Source organism: Photobacterium sp. DNB22_13_2 (genome assembly GCF_052873915.1).
In genome coordinates this window covers 1-14,169 of sequence record NZ_JBNNXU010000042.1, presented here as the reverse complement: position 1 = coordinate 14,169, position 14,169 = coordinate 1, and the positions used below count along the sequence as shown (strand labels likewise).

Below are 14,169 nucleotides of genomic sequence, written 5' to 3'. Positions count from 1 at the left end.
AACCGAACAAACCACCAAGTGGGTGAGTTTGGACAATTTGGCGCGTTGGCAGAGTGGCTATGCAGCGGATTGCAAATCCGTGGACCTCGGTTCGACTCCGGGACGCGCCTCCATATTCAGGTTCTGATACCTTATAGGTGGCAGCAACCGAACAAACCACCAAGTGGGTGAGTTTGGACAATTTGGCGCGTTGGCAGAGTGGCTATGCAGCGGATTGCAAATCCGTGGACCTCGGTTCGACTCCGGGACGCGCCTCCATCATTGAAGGCCTAGCGGTAACGCTAGGCCTTTTTTGTATGTATTCATCCTGCCAACTCGATAAAATTATTGACCCCAAACAAGCAAATGACCAACCCGCCTAACAGTTGTAGGTAGAAGGGAAAGGTGATGCTGTCATCATCTTTGAAGGCTAATCCGGAAAGGGCAAGCAGGCACTGAACGGTTAAGCTGCCAAAAAAGATGGCGCCAGCTAACTGCATGGCAAAGATCAAATCGACTTGCTCGGTAGAATGGCCAATGAATGCCGACAAAGCGATGATGGCGATAGGATTGGCAAGGGTGAGGTAAAAGGCTGAACGGAACCCGAGTTTTTGGGCTGGGCGATGTACCTTTGCGAGCAGCTTGGTATTTTTCATGGCGTTGAACATCATATATAACCCCATGAAAATAAGTACCCAAGATGAGAGCAGAATGATCTGATAATGGTATTGGTCGAGTTGGCTGATCAGCAGGCTGCCAGACACGAAGCTGATCAATGCGTAGCAATAGTCCGCCAGAGCCGCGCCGGCTGCACTGCGAACTGCTGCCATGTAACCATGGTGCATCCCATTATTGAGTACCAAAATGGCTATTGGCCCGACGGTTAATGACAAGATAATACCGAACAGAATGGCCTTCATCATTTCCATAGCTTCCCCTCACTGATACCCACCGCCTCAATGGTTGTGTTATGGGTGGTTTTATTTTAAATATAGTCACTGATGTAAATGACGTGCTAGAAGAAACAACAATATTTTTAGCAGTTTATAATCGATGAGACAGTATTTGTGAGAGAGGATGCGAGGCAGGAACTGTATGGATCCCAGATGCAGGTAGGGCTGCATCTGGGAGATAGAATTACGGGTTACTTGTCAGAATCTTCCTTACGTTTTATCGGCTGGTCACCGATAGTCGTTTTCCCTGGGCAGATTTTTTTAACCGGACACTTTGGACATCCCCATACTGCGGCATAAGGGCACAGTGCCATTTCCTTACTTTTTTTCGACATTGAATACCTCGTTGCTTTCTATTTCTATATAAGAAGGCTGGGCCTCAGGGACCCAGCCTTTATTTACGCAATGATCACTTCACTAGTTCAGCGATCACTAACTTGCGAGTGATTTTTTCTTGAAGGTTCTCAGGCTTGTCGAGGCCAACACGCTTAAGCAGAATGTCTACATCATGACCTGCTTTAGGTGCAGACAAAGACTGAGCAATGGCTTTTAGCTTGCCTGTTGGCGTTGCGCACTTAGACTTCAACGCTTTTAGGGCTTTACCCAGTTTTAGTTCTTGATCGGTAAAGCTACAGCCAAATGGGAATGGCCCGAAAATATCTTGGTCGGTGTACTTCTTGTAGAAAGCTTGAATGGCTTCTGGGGTGTTGTTGGCGAACTCTTTCGGGATTTGGTAATCCTTGGCTACTTTACCTGCAGCTTTGGCTTCTTCTAGTAGCTGCTGCTGGAAGCGTGAGTCGGCAATCTTGATCAGCTCTGTGTATACCACGTGATCAGGCTTGCTTCGGAGGTTAGCAATACCGTATTCCGTTACCACAATATCGCGCAACTGGCGTGGAATGGTGTTGTGGCCGTAGTTGAACAGAATGTTCGAGCGCAATTTGCCCTTACGGAAGGAACAGCTGCGGATCTTGATGATAGAACGAGACTCTCGCATTTGCCCTGACTGAGCGACAAAGTTGTACTGTCCGCCAACACCACTCACGACTTGACCGTTTTCAAGTGCATCAGATACCACTGATCCATCCAGCGTCACCATCATGCCTGAGTTCATGAAGCGAGCATGTTGGCGCTGAGCTTGTTTCAGCTGTTGGTTGCCAAGGAAGTGATCGTACAAGTCATTGACATAATTCACACTGGTCATACAGAACTTGTCATGATCTTCCTGAGTAAAGTTATTCAGCTCTTGGTAGAAGTCTTTAGGGCCAATGAAGAAAGCACCGTGCATTACCGTGCCGCCTTTGAGGCGTTGGCCGAGTGCGTATTTGGTGATCCACTCCAGAGCATCTTTGTCTTGGATATTGGCTTTGCTGGTTCCGTCGGTAGTGATCAGTTTACCGTCAACGTAATCGACCTTGTCGTTGAAAATACCAAAGCGTTTAAGGTAAGTCACATCCGCGGCTGTTAACTCGGCTGAAATGGCTTCTCGCTCTAGTAGTGCGAGCAAAGTAATTACAGAGACCTCATGCTTAATCAAACCATCATTGAGTAGGCGCTGGATCGTGAGATCTTCGAATACTTCACGCTTCAAGATCCCTGCTCGGTATAGGTGAACAAAGCCATCGACCATCAGCTCGCTACAACCGTAAAGTCCTTGCTCGAATACACCGGTATCTCCCACTTCTTTGCAGATAGGGAATTTCTCGTAAACATTGAGCTCAGACAGCATCTTGTTGTAGATGCGGTTTTTCTGGTGGCGAACTAGTGCGCTGTAGCTAAGTGCACTGCTGAGTGAGCCAATCCCAACCTGCAGGGTACCACCATCTTTGATTAGAGCGCTGGAATAAAGGCCAATCATATGATCTTCAGCTGAGATGCTGGCGTGAGGTGCGGCAAACAGTTGGTAGTCTTTGTGATCTGGCTGGCTGTTGCCATCCAAAATGAAATCAAACGCAGAGCTGGCCACTTCAGCATGGTTTTGCATAAATGGCATATTGCTGTTTACTTCGCCGATAATGGCGATATTACGGCCTTGCGCATTTAGCTTTTCGATTTCAGGAATAAAATCTAGTGCGAGATCTGAGTTACTACATAGGCTGTAGGTCGTTACGCCATCAATAGTGCGGGCAGCAACTAATTGACCGATAACATTAACGCCTTTATCAAGCAAATCACGAACAGCGTGGGTGTAGTTGGTTGAGGTGTAGTTCTGCTGCTGTGGCGAGTTCATGAAACTGCCAGCCTTGAAGAAGAATTCGCTGATGATGACGTTGCTTGGCACTTTACCGGCGCGAAGATCCATTACGTAATCGATATCTGGCACACCGGCAAACTCACGGGCAACGAAAGGTTCTAGGAAGCCGCGTTCGATTTTACTTTTGCCAACGGGTTTTTCAAGGGTGATCCCGGTTTCGATGCGAAGGTTGATACTTGGATCTTTCTTTGCTCGTTGATATAGCGCGTTAACGAAGCTAACAGGCTTACCGATAGCAAGCGGGGCACCCAGAACAATATTCTTACCCACAGTCGCAATGATTTGATCAACCATTTCATCAGGTGTGGCAACGACAGTAGCGGGAGCTTTAGTGGTGTGAACAGGTGTTTCAAGGGGCGGGGTTGGGTATGATGAATCTACGATTTCTAAAACTGACATAGTGCATTCCTTGTTCGATGTTATTCATATAAGTTCTTATTGTTGTTATCTCCCCATTGTTACCCCTGAACTTAGAGCGTTCACTCTATTTTTGGACAAAAAAGGCTCAAAATTATCCCGTTGTCCTGTTTTGGGACTTTTGTCACGCGTATGCGCAATGAGCATTGTTAATGTATCGGTATACGTTGAAGCCAGTATTTTTCAACGGCGGAAAGATGTGTGAGCGACTTACCAATTCCTCTCTTGAATTAGAAAGATTGATCTAATTCTACTTGGTAGGGTTGAAGCATCGAGTATTCCCAAGTGACTTGGGTACTACATCTCTCTGATTTGTTGAGGATAAAATGATGATTAACCCTAAAAAGCTTATTGGTAGTGTTAAATCGGCCACCCAGATGGGTGAATCTTCAGTTCGCACTGTACTTTGGGCCGGACTTGGTGCTTACAGTAAAGGCACCGAGCAAGTTGGTATGGCGCAGCATATGATGGCCAAGCAGTTGCAAGATTTGGTCTCTAAAGGCAGCGACGTGGAAACTGAAATGGTTGAGCGTATTCAAGAAACCAAGCGTGGATTGTTTGGCCAAGCTGAATCGCAATTCAATCGCGGTTTTAATGCGACCTGCGGTATTGACCGTGATCGTATGAGCAACTTTGAGAAGAAAGTCGATCACCTACAAGAGATTGTAGAAAAGCTGGCTGCAAAGTAACGGACTGTATACATTAAGCGACAATGGCAAAGGGACAAACCTCGATTGGTGAGGGCAATCCTGCTAGGTAATGAGTAGGAAGTTAGCTCCACCAATCAGACCATGCCACAACGCAAAAAAGGAAAAGATTTATGCCGAGTTTGTCTCTGCTGGACTTCAGCTTCATTGCCTTTGAAACGGCAAAAACCCCGATGCATGTAACTGGCTTGGTTATTCTTGACCCGCCTGAGAACCATGCCGGGACCTATGCCCAAGAACTTTACGCCAGTTTTCTGCAGCAGCCAGAAATGGTGCCACCATTTAACTGGAAGCTTAACTGGTCTCTGACTGGCCGTCCAAGTTGGAGTACGGTTAACCACGTTAACTTGGAAGATCACCTTCGCATCACCATGTTGCCTTCCCCTGGAAACGAGCAGCAGTTGCAACAGGTCGTCGGGCGCTTACATAGCCAGGTATTGGATCGTAGCCGCCCAATGTGGGAAGTCTGGGTCATTGGTGGTCTTGAAAATAATCGAGTCGCATTATTACTGAAAGTCCATCACTCGATGGCTGATGGCGTGAAAGCCAGTAAGATCTTTACGCAAAGCTGTGCAACATCGGTTGAAGAGTCATTTACTAAGCCTCTATGGCAGTGTGACTTGAGAAAATCATCACGCCAGCGCCGTGAGGAAACTCACCTTACCGATATGGTGATGAAAACTGCGGTGGCTGCCACCAAGCAGATTTCGCTGATCCCATCCATGTTCCGGTTAGGCAGTAAATTGGCTCTTAAAGCAGTAAACCTTGCAGATTGTGACTTGAAAGTCCCATTTACTGCACCAAAAACACCGTTTAACTTGAGTCCTAAACGTAGCCGTGCTGTTAGTCTTGGCCATTTTTCTATTTCTCAGCTTAAGCACATCAGCCGGATTACCGGAGCGTCAATGAACGATATCCTGTTTACTATCAGTGATATTGCGCTTAACCGCTATCTTAATGATCGTGCGATCCCTATCCGCAAGCCATTGGTTGCTATGATGCCAATCAACCTACGTTCGGCTGGGGAAGAAGGGAAATCAGGTAATAAGATGTCGATTGGCCATGTTGAGTTGGGTAAACAGGGCTTGTCAGCGCTTGAGCGTCTGGAGTCTATTCAGCATGCGACAACGGATCTGAAAAATGAAGCGCTGAATATCTCACCGGATGCGTACATCAATTACTCACTATTGGTTAATGGTGTTTCTCTGTTCAGTGGCAAGTTCGGCTTAAATAATTTCATTCCGCCTGCTAGTAACTTATTGATCTCTAATGTACCTGGAGCAAAAGAAGAGCTTTACTTCATGGGCGCCAAGGTACGTGAGCAGTATCCAGTATCATTGTTGATGCCTGGTCAAACTCTGAATATCACCTTCTTCAGTAACGCAGACATGATGTACTTCTCGCTGGTGGCGTGTAACCAATCGTTACCGGGCTTTGAGGTGATTACAGACTATATGTGTGATGCCTTTGCCGAGATCGAGCAAGAAGTGTTGGATACAGCCGCGCAGGCAGTAGCCGAGCAGTTGGGTTATCAGCATGATGAGTCATTAGCGGTCGAGCTTGCTGTCGAAGCGGCCCAGGAATCCCTGACTCCAGAAGATGATGAGTTCGAGAAGCTCTATCAGCAAAAGCAACGTAAAGTTGAAGAGCTCGAAAAGCAATTGGCAAAATTGACCGAGATGTTATCAGCAACGGTTGAGATTGATCCGGAAACACCGGCGACCAACCAAGACGATCTTAACCAAGCGCCAAAAAAAGTCAGGGTGAGAAAAGCGAAGAGTGCTAGTTAGTTACTCATTTCTGATATTTGAAAACAAATAAAAAGGCCTGCTTAAGCAGGCCTTTTTGATGTGGGATGAGAGACAAAAAAAAGGCCGCAATGCGACCTTTGTTTTAGTGCGGAGCTTCTTAATACGGCTTATGCGTAAGCTGCAGCCAGTTCGCCAACTTTGTCGACATACTGTTGCATTGCAGTATCTGAGTCCATACCTTTTAGTTTTTCCCAAGCGTCGTATTTTGCGCCGCCTTTAAAATCAAACATACCTGGACGCTTGCCTTTAACGTCACCGTCTGTTGCTTGCTTGAACAGAGAGTATAGTGCGAGTAGCTCGTCGTTAGATGGGCGTTTAGTCAGTGCTTTTACGTCAACTTGAGCTTGTTCAAAACTCGCTTTTAAATCTGCCATGATATGTTCCTTTACTTGTTCCTAGCCAGCACAAAATAGTGTGCCGAGATAATTGATGAAAACTCTAATTATCCAGTCAATGGATTAGAGTAAACCGTTAGGTTTATGAATTAAAAAAACGCTAGTAATAGCTTTATTCCTTTAACCCATACATATTCACACTGGTCTGAGTTCTTGTCTTGCACCAAATGCAAAAAGTTTAATATGGATCACTTTTTATTTTTTCTGAAAAAACAAATGTAAATCTGTGCTGTATTTGTCATCAAAGAATTAAACTACACTATGATTAAATAATACTTAAAATTAGATGACAAAGACTGGATTAAATAATTGGCTGGCAGATAAAGGATATTGCATTGAGGGAATGTTATGTATGACTTCATTATTGTAGGGGCCGGTTCGGCAGGATGCGTGCTTGCAAATCGATTATCTTCCGATCCATCTATAAAAGTCTGCCTCATTGAGGCCGGCCCAAAAGATAGTAGCCCGGTAGTTCATGTCCCTCTGGGTATCATAGGGATGATGCACTCAAAGAAAATGAACTGGCGCTATTACACAGCTCAAGAGCCACATCTCAAAAGCCGTCAGCTGTTTTGGCCGAGAGGCAAAACGTTGGGAGGAAGTTCTTCCTCGAATGCCATGTGTTATATTCGAGGCCATGCAAGTGATTATGATGAATGGGCATCGCTTGGTAACCAAGGTTGGAGTTTCGAAGAGGTGTTACCTTACTTTCGGAAATCCGAAACTCAAGAACGAGGTGGAGACCATTATCATGGTGCTGATGGGCCCTTGCATGTCTCTGATCTTAGGATAAATAATCCGCTGTCGGATGCTTTTATCAATGCAGCCGATCAGGCCGGTCATCGGATTTCAACAGACTTCAACGGTGAAGAACAAGAAGGTGTGGGCTATTATCAGGTCACGCAAAAAAATGGTCAGCGCTGTAGTTCGGCAGTGGCCTATTTAAGACCGGCAGAACAGCGCCAGAACCTAACGATTATTACCGATGCGGTAACTACTAAGGTACTGATTAAAGAGGGTAAAGCAGCCGGTGTTGAGTATCTTAAAGATGGTCAACAATGTCAGGTCACGGCTACGCGCGAAGTGATATTAAGTGGTGGGGCAATCAATAGTCCACAGTTGTTGATGTTATCTGGTGTTGGCGACCGCGAAGAGTTGAAAGCACACGGTATTGAAGTAAAACATCACTTGCCCGGAGTCGGTAAGAACCTTCAAGATCACCTTGATGTACTGGTGGTCACACGTGAACGTACTTTCCACTCGGTTGGCTTTTCGCCTGTTGCGTTAGCCCGATCCATAAAAGGAGTTTTTGATTACCTACTGTTTAGAAAAGGAAATTTTACTACCAATATTGCTGAGGCGGGCGGGTTTGCAAAGACATCTCCCGAGCTTGATAAACCAGATGTGCAATTCCATTTCTCACCTTGCTACCTTGATAATCATGGCTTGAATCTTTGGCAAACCGTTAAACATGGTTACTCGCTTCATGCTTGTAATCTGCGTCCCAAAAGCCGTGGTAGCTTGGGGTTAGTCAGTTCCGACCCATTGGAACCACCGCGTATTGCGGCAAATTACCTAAGTCACCCTGAAGACATCGAAGTGATGCTTAAAGCCATTAAGCTGTCTCGACAGATCTTAAAACAAGAAGGCTTTGATCATTACCGTGGCAAAGAGGTGTTTCCAGGTAAGGAAGTTCAAACGGATGAACAACTCGCGGATTTTATCAGGCAAAAATCTGAGTCAATTTATCACCCGGTTGGCACCTGCAAAATGGGGCATGATGCGCAGGCTGTGGTTGATGAGCGGCTCCGTGTCCATGGGGTTCATGGCTTACGGGTTGTAGATGCTTCTATTATGCCAACCCTTGTTGGGGGAAATACTAATGCTCCAACCATTATGATTGGAGAAAAAGCGGCTGACATGATTTTAGATGATATTTCAGTTCAGGAAGTAACCGCATCGATGGTTAAAGATTGTGTTGTGTAATGATTTTGTACAGTAAATATATTGGCGCAGTGAGATGTATTTCACTGCGTATTTTTTATTTAATTTAAATATTAGTATGATTATTCTAATTATATATTCTATTATTATCTGTTTTTTTGTTTATATTCCTTCCTCTGTTATATAACTGGATATACCAGTATCTATACCCGCCAAAATCGGTTGTTAATTCTAATCCATATGCTTAATATCAAACAATATAGAAGGAATGTATTTGAGGTAGTAATGATTTCTAAAAATGAATGGAGCGAAAAGCTCAAAAACCTCAAGGAAGATATTTCTAGCAAAGTGATAGAAAACTCGGAGTTTGCCAAACAACGTGTTGTCGAGTTGCTTGAGCATGGACTACCGCCAGCACAGGGTGATGCGCTGTTAGCAAGCTTCAATGGTTTAGTCGGAGATAATTTGCTCCAAAGGAATAGCCGTTTCGCCATTCCGATGGTGTTTACTGACCATACCCAGAATCTAAGTGATGAACCGGAAAAACTGGAAGCGCAATTGCCGGAGGCGTCGAGCCGCATTGTGTTGTGTGTTCACGGTTGGTGTATGGCTGACAAAGGCTGGGTCAGGAAAGGGCACGATCACGGAAAGCAATTTAGCAATGCGGGTTATACCCCAATCTACTTGTGGTACAACACAGGCAATCACATCTCCTTAAATGGTGAAGAATTTGCGTTTCGATTGGAAAGGTTACTTCAGGCTTGGCCATGTGAAGTCAAAGAATTGGTGATCATAGGTCACAGCATGGGGGGATTGGTAACCCGTAGCGCTTGTTATTACGCCGGTCTTAATCAATTACAGTGGCTGACCGTGTTACGTACTTTCATTACCCTAGGTACCCCACATAATGGAGCACCGCTGGCTAAGCTTGCCTGTTGGATGGATGAGCAGGTTTCTGCTTCGCCACAACTGAAGTTTCTTAAAAAGCTTGGGGAAATTCGAAGTAGTGGCAGTAAAGATCTCAGCCGAGGCTATATTGTTCATGAAGACTGGCAAATTCCTGTTATCCCTATGAAGCAACCAGCTCAAGATAAGGTCGTGGGTACCGCGCTTACACAGCGTCCTACGCTACCGGATAGTGTCCAGTGCTACGCTATTGCGTCTTGCCTTGGTAAGAATGTCCAGGATGAGAATAATCGCCGCCTTGGTGATGGACTCGTCCCCGTAGCAAGTGCTTTGGCTGATAGCTCGAAAGGTTTACTGGCTTTAAATTACCCTGATGATCATAAGTGGGTTGTTGGAGGGGTGGACCATCTCGATTTGCTCAATCATCCTGCCGTGGCAGCAAAAGTGAGTGAATGGGTACTCAAGCATACTGTTTAGTGTTTAAGACCTTTCATTCATCAAGTGATTTACATATAGGGCAAAGCATATATAATGTTTTCCATATGTAAGTCACTTGCCGCGAGTCGCATGAAACGTATCTTATTTTTATGTACCGGAAACTCAGCCCGCTCTCAATTAGCCGAAGCCGCAATGCGGCATATGGCGGGTGAGCATTACGAAGTCGTTAGTGCAGGGATGACGCCAGAGGAAGTGGATCCTCGTGTATACCGTGTATTGGCCGAGCGCGGCATCAATAGCGATAATTTGGAGAGCTGTTCAGCAGTAGACCTTGAAGGACAGCATTTTGATACTGTTATTACTTTGTGTGACAAAGCCAGTAATGAATGTGCTTTGTTCCCGGATTCAGACGCACTTCTTCATTGGGATTTCAAAGATCCCAAACCTCAACGTGGTGAGCAACCTTTCCACGATACGCTTAATGGTCTTGAAAGCCGAATAGCCCTGTTCCTGATGTTAAATGGGGAAGAGCACGAATCGGTAATAGGTCCTGTTGAGCTATTCAAAGTACTCAGTGATCCGCTTCGCCTCCGTATTTTGATGCTGATTGAAGATGAGCAAGCGCTCACTGTTGGTGACTTAGTCGACGTACTTGATGTTAGCCAACCAAAGGTTTCTCGACATCTTGCTCTGCTACGTGATAGTGGCGTATTAGAGACCCAGCGTGAGGGGCAATGGATCTTCTATCATTTAGCTAGCCAACTACCAGTTTGGATCCGCCATATACTTGCAACAGTGAGAAATGGTAACCCCGGAATGATCAATGGCGAGAAGATAAAACTCGGCCAGCGTAGTGAGCGCAAAAAGCCGGGCTTTAGCAAACAGGGTTAGCCATTCAACTGTCGACGATTTTAAAAGCGCTAGGCTATGCTGCCGAGCGGTTAAATAGATTAATTAGAACTAAGTTACTTATTTATAGGTGCAAATATGTCAAACACACACCCGTTCTGGGCACTGCCTTTAGAAGATAGCGGCAAGTTGTTACTTACTCCTTGCCCTGGTACTAAAGAAGTATCACTGCATGATTCTCTAGTGCAATTGAAAGAAGCTGGCGCAACTGCTGTATTAACGGCATTGGAGCCTGAAGACCTACCTGAAGGTGGTTTGGAAGCATTGGCAGAAGAGTGTCGCAGTCTAGGTATGCGTTGGTTCCACCTGCCTATCGAAGATGACTGTGCACCAGGTGCTCAGTTTGATGCCAACTTCCCTGAAGCGAACAAAGCGGTTCAGGCGGTGTTGGATAACGGTGATGCGATTGCTGTTCACTGCATGGGCGGTTCTGGCCGTACGGGTTTGATTGCAGCACGTATCATGCTATCTCGCGGTGCAGAGTTAACCTCTACTATTGAGAAGATCCAAGCGCTTCGTCCTGGTGCTTTCCAGCGTCAACCACATATTGACTACATCCAGCAGTACAAGTAAACCACTGTAGCTACACTTTTTTTAATGCCCTGCAATTGCAGGGCATTTTTGTATTTGAGTTTTAGCTTTTACGGCCGAGCTATAATTTTGAAATTATATTCACATACCCTGGCCATACGCATGTCATGTATTGGTGCGATAAATAATCGGCAAAAGATCTGGTAATGCCGTTTGGATCTGTTTAGTATATCCGCAATGTCATATATATGAAATATCATATATTCGAGTTAGTGATTTAAGGGAAGTGGATTATGGCTATCAAAGTAGGTATTAACGGTTTTGGTCGTATTGGTCGTTTGGCGTTGCGTGCAGCATTTGACTGGGACGAGGTTGAGTTTGTCCAGATCAATGACGTAGCGGGCGATGCAAAAACTTTGGCTCACCTGTTAGAGTTCGATTCAGTTCAAGGCCGTTGGCATCATGCTGTTACTTCTGACGGACAATCCATGCAGGTTGGCGACGCAGTGATTGGCTGTACCCAAGAACGTGATATCGATGCGGTCGATTGGTCTGGTTGTGACGTTGTATTGGAAGCAACTGGTGTTCACCGTGAAATGGAATTCTTGAACAAGTACCTAGCACAGGGTGTTAAGCGTGTTGTTGTTTCTGCGCCAGTAAAAGATGACAGCGTATTGAACGTTGTTGTGGGTGTGAATGATTACCTGTTTGATGCCGATAAGCACCAGATTGTGACAGCTGCATCTTGTACCACTAACTGTATTGCACCTGTTGTTAAGGTCATCCACGAAAAATTTGGTATTGAGCAGTCGTCGTTCACGACTATTCACGATCTGACCAACACCCAGACTATCCTTGATGCGCCACATAAAGATCTACGCCGTGCCCGCGCATGTGGTATGAGCTTAATCCCAACCACAACAGGTTCAGCTAAAGCTATTGTTGATATCTTCCCTGAATTAGAAGGCAAGATTAATGGTCACGCTGTTCGCGTTCCGCTGGCGAATGCCTCTCTGACCGATATCATTTTTGACTTGAGCCGTGATGTTACTGCTGACGAAGTAAATGCCGCGCTTAAAGAAGCCTCTGAAAATGAGCTTGCGGGCATTCTTGGTTTCGAAGACCGTCCGCTAGTGTCTATCGATTATAAAGGCGATCAACGCTCTACCATCGTTGATGCGCTATCGACAATGGTTGTCAATAACCGCATGGTGAAGATCTACGCTTGGTATGACAACGAAATGGGTTACGCAACACGTACCTCTGAGTTGATCCGCAAGGTTGGCTTGGCATAAGTAAAGCTCCAAATGGGCCGACCCTCATTCTGTGTCCTTATTCTGGGTATAGGGTTGGCCTTAGCAACAAACAGTAGAAGTGAGTTATTGCATGATTTCGGCTATCGCCAACCTGTCCAAAGACGTTCGCCAGTATATGCTGGTGACATTCAATTACTGGAACTTCACCATAACCGACGGCGCATTGCGCATGTTGGTTGTACTGCATTTCCACCAGTTGGGTTACAGCTCCCTTCAGATCGCCTCTCTCTTCTTGTTTTATGAGTTCTTTGGAGTGGTGACTAACTTAATTGGCGGCTGGTTAGGGGCTAAGCTGGGCTTGAACCGCACCATGAATATTGGTTTGGCGATGCAGGTCGGTGCGTTGGTTATGCTCGCGGTACCGTCAGCCTACTTGACCGTCCCTTGGGTCATGTTGGCACAGGCTGTTTCTGGTATAGCCAAAGACCTGAATAAGATGAGTGCCAAAAGTGCCATCAAGACTTTGGTCCCCGGCGATCAGCAGGGGGCACTGTACAAATGGATTGCTATTCTGACTGGATCGAAGAATGCCCTCAAAGGTGCAGGTTTCTTCCTTGGCGGCCTGCTATTGGCGGTCATCGGTTTCAAAGGTGCAGTACTGGCGATGGCAGCTGTTCTGGCGCTTGTCCTTACCCTAAGTCTTGTGTTGCTTGAAAAAGATATGGGCAAGGCTAAGAACAAAGTTAAGTTCAAACAGATTTTTTCAAAAAGTCCAAGTATCAACATTCTATCTGCTGCCCGCATGTTTTTGTTTGGCGCAAGGGATGTCTGGTTTGTTGTGGCGTTGCCGATTTACCTGAGCCAAGTCTTTGATTGGGACCACACCATGGTCGGGGGCTTCCTCGCTCTGTGGGTTATTGCGTATGGTTTCGTTCAGGGCATTGCACCCAAAATTACCGGTAAAGCGAAAGGCACAGTGCCTGATGGCCGCGCTGCGATGGGGTGGGCAGGGCTGCTTAGTCTTATCACTATTGCGGTAGCGTTGGGCGTTCAGTTCAACTGGCAGCCGGAATTGACGATCGTCGTTGGTTTACTGATATTTGGTGCTGTCTTTGCTATTAATTCTTCGCTGCATTCTTATTTGATTGTTAGCTATGCCAAAGATGACGGGGTGTCGTTGGATGTCGGTTTTTACTACATGGCTAATGCCATGGGCCGTTTGATTGGTACCGTACTCTCTGGCTTGATTTACCAAGTAGCAGGTCTGGCAGCGTGTTTGTGGGTATCGGTAGCCTTCCTGGTACTGACAACGATTATCTCTATCCGCTTGCCGGCTCACCCGGACGCAAAAGCGAAAGCTTAACGAAAAAATTTAAAGTGTACAGCCCGACCAATCGCGTCGGGTTGTTTTTTAGGAGGTACGGAAAATAGGGTCACTTAGAAACGGCAAGTTGGTGGTTGAAAAATGTGACATATTGCAGGGTGTTGATCGAGTTTTATCCAGTTGAATCAAAAGACTAAAAAAACGCATTGACTCATTTCTGTAATCGGTTAAAGTACATCTCGTCTTCAGGGCAAAGCCTAAAAAGACCAATGCGACACTAGCTCAGCTGGTAGAGCGCAACCTTGCCAAGGTTGAGGTCACGAGTTCGAACCTCGTGTGTCGCTC

General features: G+C 45.8%; 12 protein-coding genes and 3 tRNA genes. 11 read left to right on the top strand and 4 right to left on the bottom strand.

Annotation, left to right across the window (positions count from 1 at the left end):
• The first annotated feature begins 39 nt into the window (after positions 1 to 39).
• A tRNA-Cys gene (locus ACVA58_RS27570) sits at positions 40 to 113 on the top strand.
• 71 nt (positions 114 to 184) lie between these two features.
• Positions 185 to 258, top strand: a tRNA-Cys gene (locus ACVA58_RS27565).
• 44 nt (positions 259 to 302) lie between these two features.
• Here ACVA58_RS27565 and ACVA58_RS27560 read toward each other — a convergent pair.
• From ACVA58_RS27560 to ACVA58_RS27550, 3 genes are all read right to left on the bottom strand, one after another.
• Positions 303 to 908: a LysE family transporter gene (locus tag ACVA58_RS27560; RefSeq protein WP_446513448.1), complete on the bottom strand. Its 606-nt coding sequence runs from the start codon at positions 906 to 908 to the stop codon at positions 303 to 305.
• A gap of 215 nt (positions 909 to 1,123) precedes the next feature.
• Positions 1,124 to 1,267 carry a hypothetical protein gene (locus ACVA58_RS27555; RefSeq protein ID WP_446513447.1) on the bottom strand — a complete coding sequence of 48 codons (144 nt, stop codon included), beginning with the start codon at positions 1,265 to 1,267 and terminating at the stop codon, positions 1,124 to 1,126.
• Between the two features lie 74 nt (positions 1,268 to 1,341).
• A complete protein-coding gene (locus tag ACVA58_RS27550; RefSeq protein ID WP_446513446.1) occupies positions 1,342 to 3,585 on the bottom strand; it encodes an acetyl-CoA hydrolase/transferase C-terminal domain-containing protein in 2,244 nt (747 codons plus the stop codon).
• A gap of 344 nt (positions 3,586 to 3,929) precedes the next feature.
• On the opposite strand from ACVA58_RS27550, the gene ACVA58_RS27545 reads away from it, so the two are divergent.
• Together ACVA58_RS27545 and ACVA58_RS27540 are read left to right on the top strand one after the other, a co-directional pair.
• Positions 3,930 to 4,292 carry a phasin-related domain-containing protein gene (locus tag ACVA58_RS27545; RefSeq protein ID WP_446513445.1) on the top strand — a complete coding sequence of 121 codons (363 nt, stop codon included), beginning with the start codon at positions 3,930 to 3,932 and terminating at the stop codon, positions 4,290 to 4,292.
• 131 nt (positions 4,293 to 4,423) lie between these two features.
• Positions 4,424 to 6,100 carry a wax ester/triacylglycerol synthase family O-acyltransferase gene (locus ACVA58_RS27540; protein ID WP_446513444.1) on the top strand — a complete coding sequence of 559 codons (1,677 nt, stop codon included), beginning with the start codon at positions 4,424 to 4,426 and terminating at the stop codon, positions 6,098 to 6,100.
• A gap of 128 nt (positions 6,101 to 6,228) precedes the next feature.
• On the opposite strand, the gene ACVA58_RS27535 is transcribed toward ACVA58_RS27540, so the two are convergent.
• Positions 6,229 to 6,495 (bottom strand): acyl-CoA-binding protein, encoded by a 267-nt coding sequence (locus tag ACVA58_RS27535; RefSeq protein WP_446513443.1) that lies wholly within the window; start codon positions 6,493 to 6,495, stop codon positions 6,229 to 6,231.
• Between the two features lie 369 nt (positions 6,496 to 6,864).
• On the opposite strand from ACVA58_RS27535, the gene ACVA58_RS27530 reads away from it, so the two are divergent.
• The 7 genes from ACVA58_RS27530 (at position 6,865) to ACVA58_RS27500 (ending at position 14,168) form a co-directional block, all read left to right on the top strand.
• A complete protein-coding gene (locus ACVA58_RS27530; RefSeq protein ID WP_446513442.1) occupies positions 6,865 to 8,502 on the top strand; it encodes a GMC family oxidoreductase in 1,638 nt (545 codons plus the stop codon).
• 243 nt (positions 8,503 to 8,745) lie between these two features.
• Positions 8,746 to 9,843: a PGAP1-like alpha/beta domain-containing protein gene (locus ACVA58_RS27525; RefSeq protein ID WP_446513441.1), complete on the top strand. Its 1,098-nt coding sequence runs from the start codon at positions 8,746 to 8,748 to the stop codon at positions 9,841 to 9,843.
• Positions 9,844 to 9,933: 90 nt separating this feature from the next.
• Entirely contained in the window at positions 9,934 to 10,695 is a 762-nt protein-coding gene (locus tag ACVA58_RS27520) for a metalloregulator ArsR/SmtB family transcription factor (protein WP_446513440.1), read from the top strand.
• Between the two features lie 96 nt (positions 10,696 to 10,791).
• Positions 10,792 to 11,286: a phosphatase domain-containing putative toxin gene (locus tag ACVA58_RS27515; RefSeq protein WP_446513439.1), complete on the top strand. Its 495-nt coding sequence runs from the start codon at positions 10,792 to 10,794 to the stop codon at positions 11,284 to 11,286.
• Positions 11,287 to 11,537: 251 nt separating this feature from the next.
• On the top strand, positions 11,538 to 12,539 hold the full coding sequence (locus ACVA58_RS27510) for an ArsJ-associated glyceraldehyde-3-phosphate dehydrogenase (protein ID WP_446513438.1): 1,002 nt from the start codon (positions 11,538 to 11,540) through the stop codon (positions 12,537 to 12,539).
• 91 nt (positions 12,540 to 12,630) lie between these two features.
• Positions 12,631 to 13,863 carry an organoarsenical effux MFS transporter ArsJ gene (gene arsJ, locus ACVA58_RS27505; protein ID WP_446513437.1) on the top strand — a complete coding sequence of 411 codons (1,233 nt, stop codon included), beginning with the start codon at positions 12,631 to 12,633 and terminating at the stop codon, positions 13,861 to 13,863.
• A 232-nt stretch (positions 13,864 to 14,095) separates the two neighbouring features.
• Positions 14,096 to 14,168 (top strand) — tRNA-Gly (locus tag ACVA58_RS27500).
• The last annotated feature ends 1 nt before the right edge of the window (position 14,169 follow it).

What these genes read in the sequence shown, in the direction of transcription:
- ACVA58_RS27560 (WP_446513448.1), bottom strand. Translation starts at nt 908, where the DNA reads ATGGAAATGATGAAGGCCATTCTGTTCGGTATTATCTTGTCATTAACC.
- ACVA58_RS27555 (WP_446513447.1), bottom strand. Translation starts at nt 1,267, where the DNA reads ATGTCGAAAAAAAGTAAGGAAATGGCACTGTGCCCTTATGCCGCAGTA.
- ACVA58_RS27550 (WP_446513446.1), bottom strand. Translation starts at nt 3,585, where the DNA reads ATGTCAGTTTTAGAAATCGTAGATTCATCATACCCAACCCCGCCCCTT.
- ACVA58_RS27545 (WP_446513445.1), top strand. Translation starts at nt 3,930, where the DNA reads ATGATGATTAACCCTAAAAAGCTTATTGGTAGTGTTAAATCGGCCACC.
- ACVA58_RS27540 (WP_446513444.1), top strand. Translation starts at nt 4,424, where the DNA reads ATGCCGAGTTTGTCTCTGCTGGACTTCAGCTTCATTGCCTTTGAAACG.
- ACVA58_RS27535 (WP_446513443.1), bottom strand. Translation starts at nt 6,495, where the DNA reads ATGGCAGATTTAAAAGCGAGTTTTGAACAAGCTCAAGTTGACGTAAAA.
- ACVA58_RS27530 (WP_446513442.1), top strand. Translation starts at nt 6,865, where the DNA reads ATGTATGACTTCATTATTGTAGGGGCCGGTTCGGCAGGATGCGTGCTT.
- ACVA58_RS27525 (WP_446513441.1), top strand. Translation starts at nt 8,746, where the DNA reads ATGATTTCTAAAAATGAATGGAGCGAAAAGCTCAAAAACCTCAAGGAA.
- ACVA58_RS27520 (WP_446513440.1), top strand. Translation starts at nt 9,934, where the DNA reads ATGAAACGTATCTTATTTTTATGTACCGGAAACTCAGCCCGCTCTCAA.
- ACVA58_RS27515 (WP_446513439.1), top strand. Translation starts at nt 10,792, where the DNA reads ATGTCAAACACACACCCGTTCTGGGCACTGCCTTTAGAAGATAGCGGC.
- ACVA58_RS27510 (WP_446513438.1), top strand. Translation starts at nt 11,538, where the DNA reads ATGGCTATCAAAGTAGGTATTAACGGTTTTGGTCGTATTGGTCGTTTG.
- arsJ (WP_446513437.1), top strand. Translation starts at nt 12,631, where the DNA reads ATGATTTCGGCTATCGCCAACCTGTCCAAAGACGTTCGCCAGTATATG.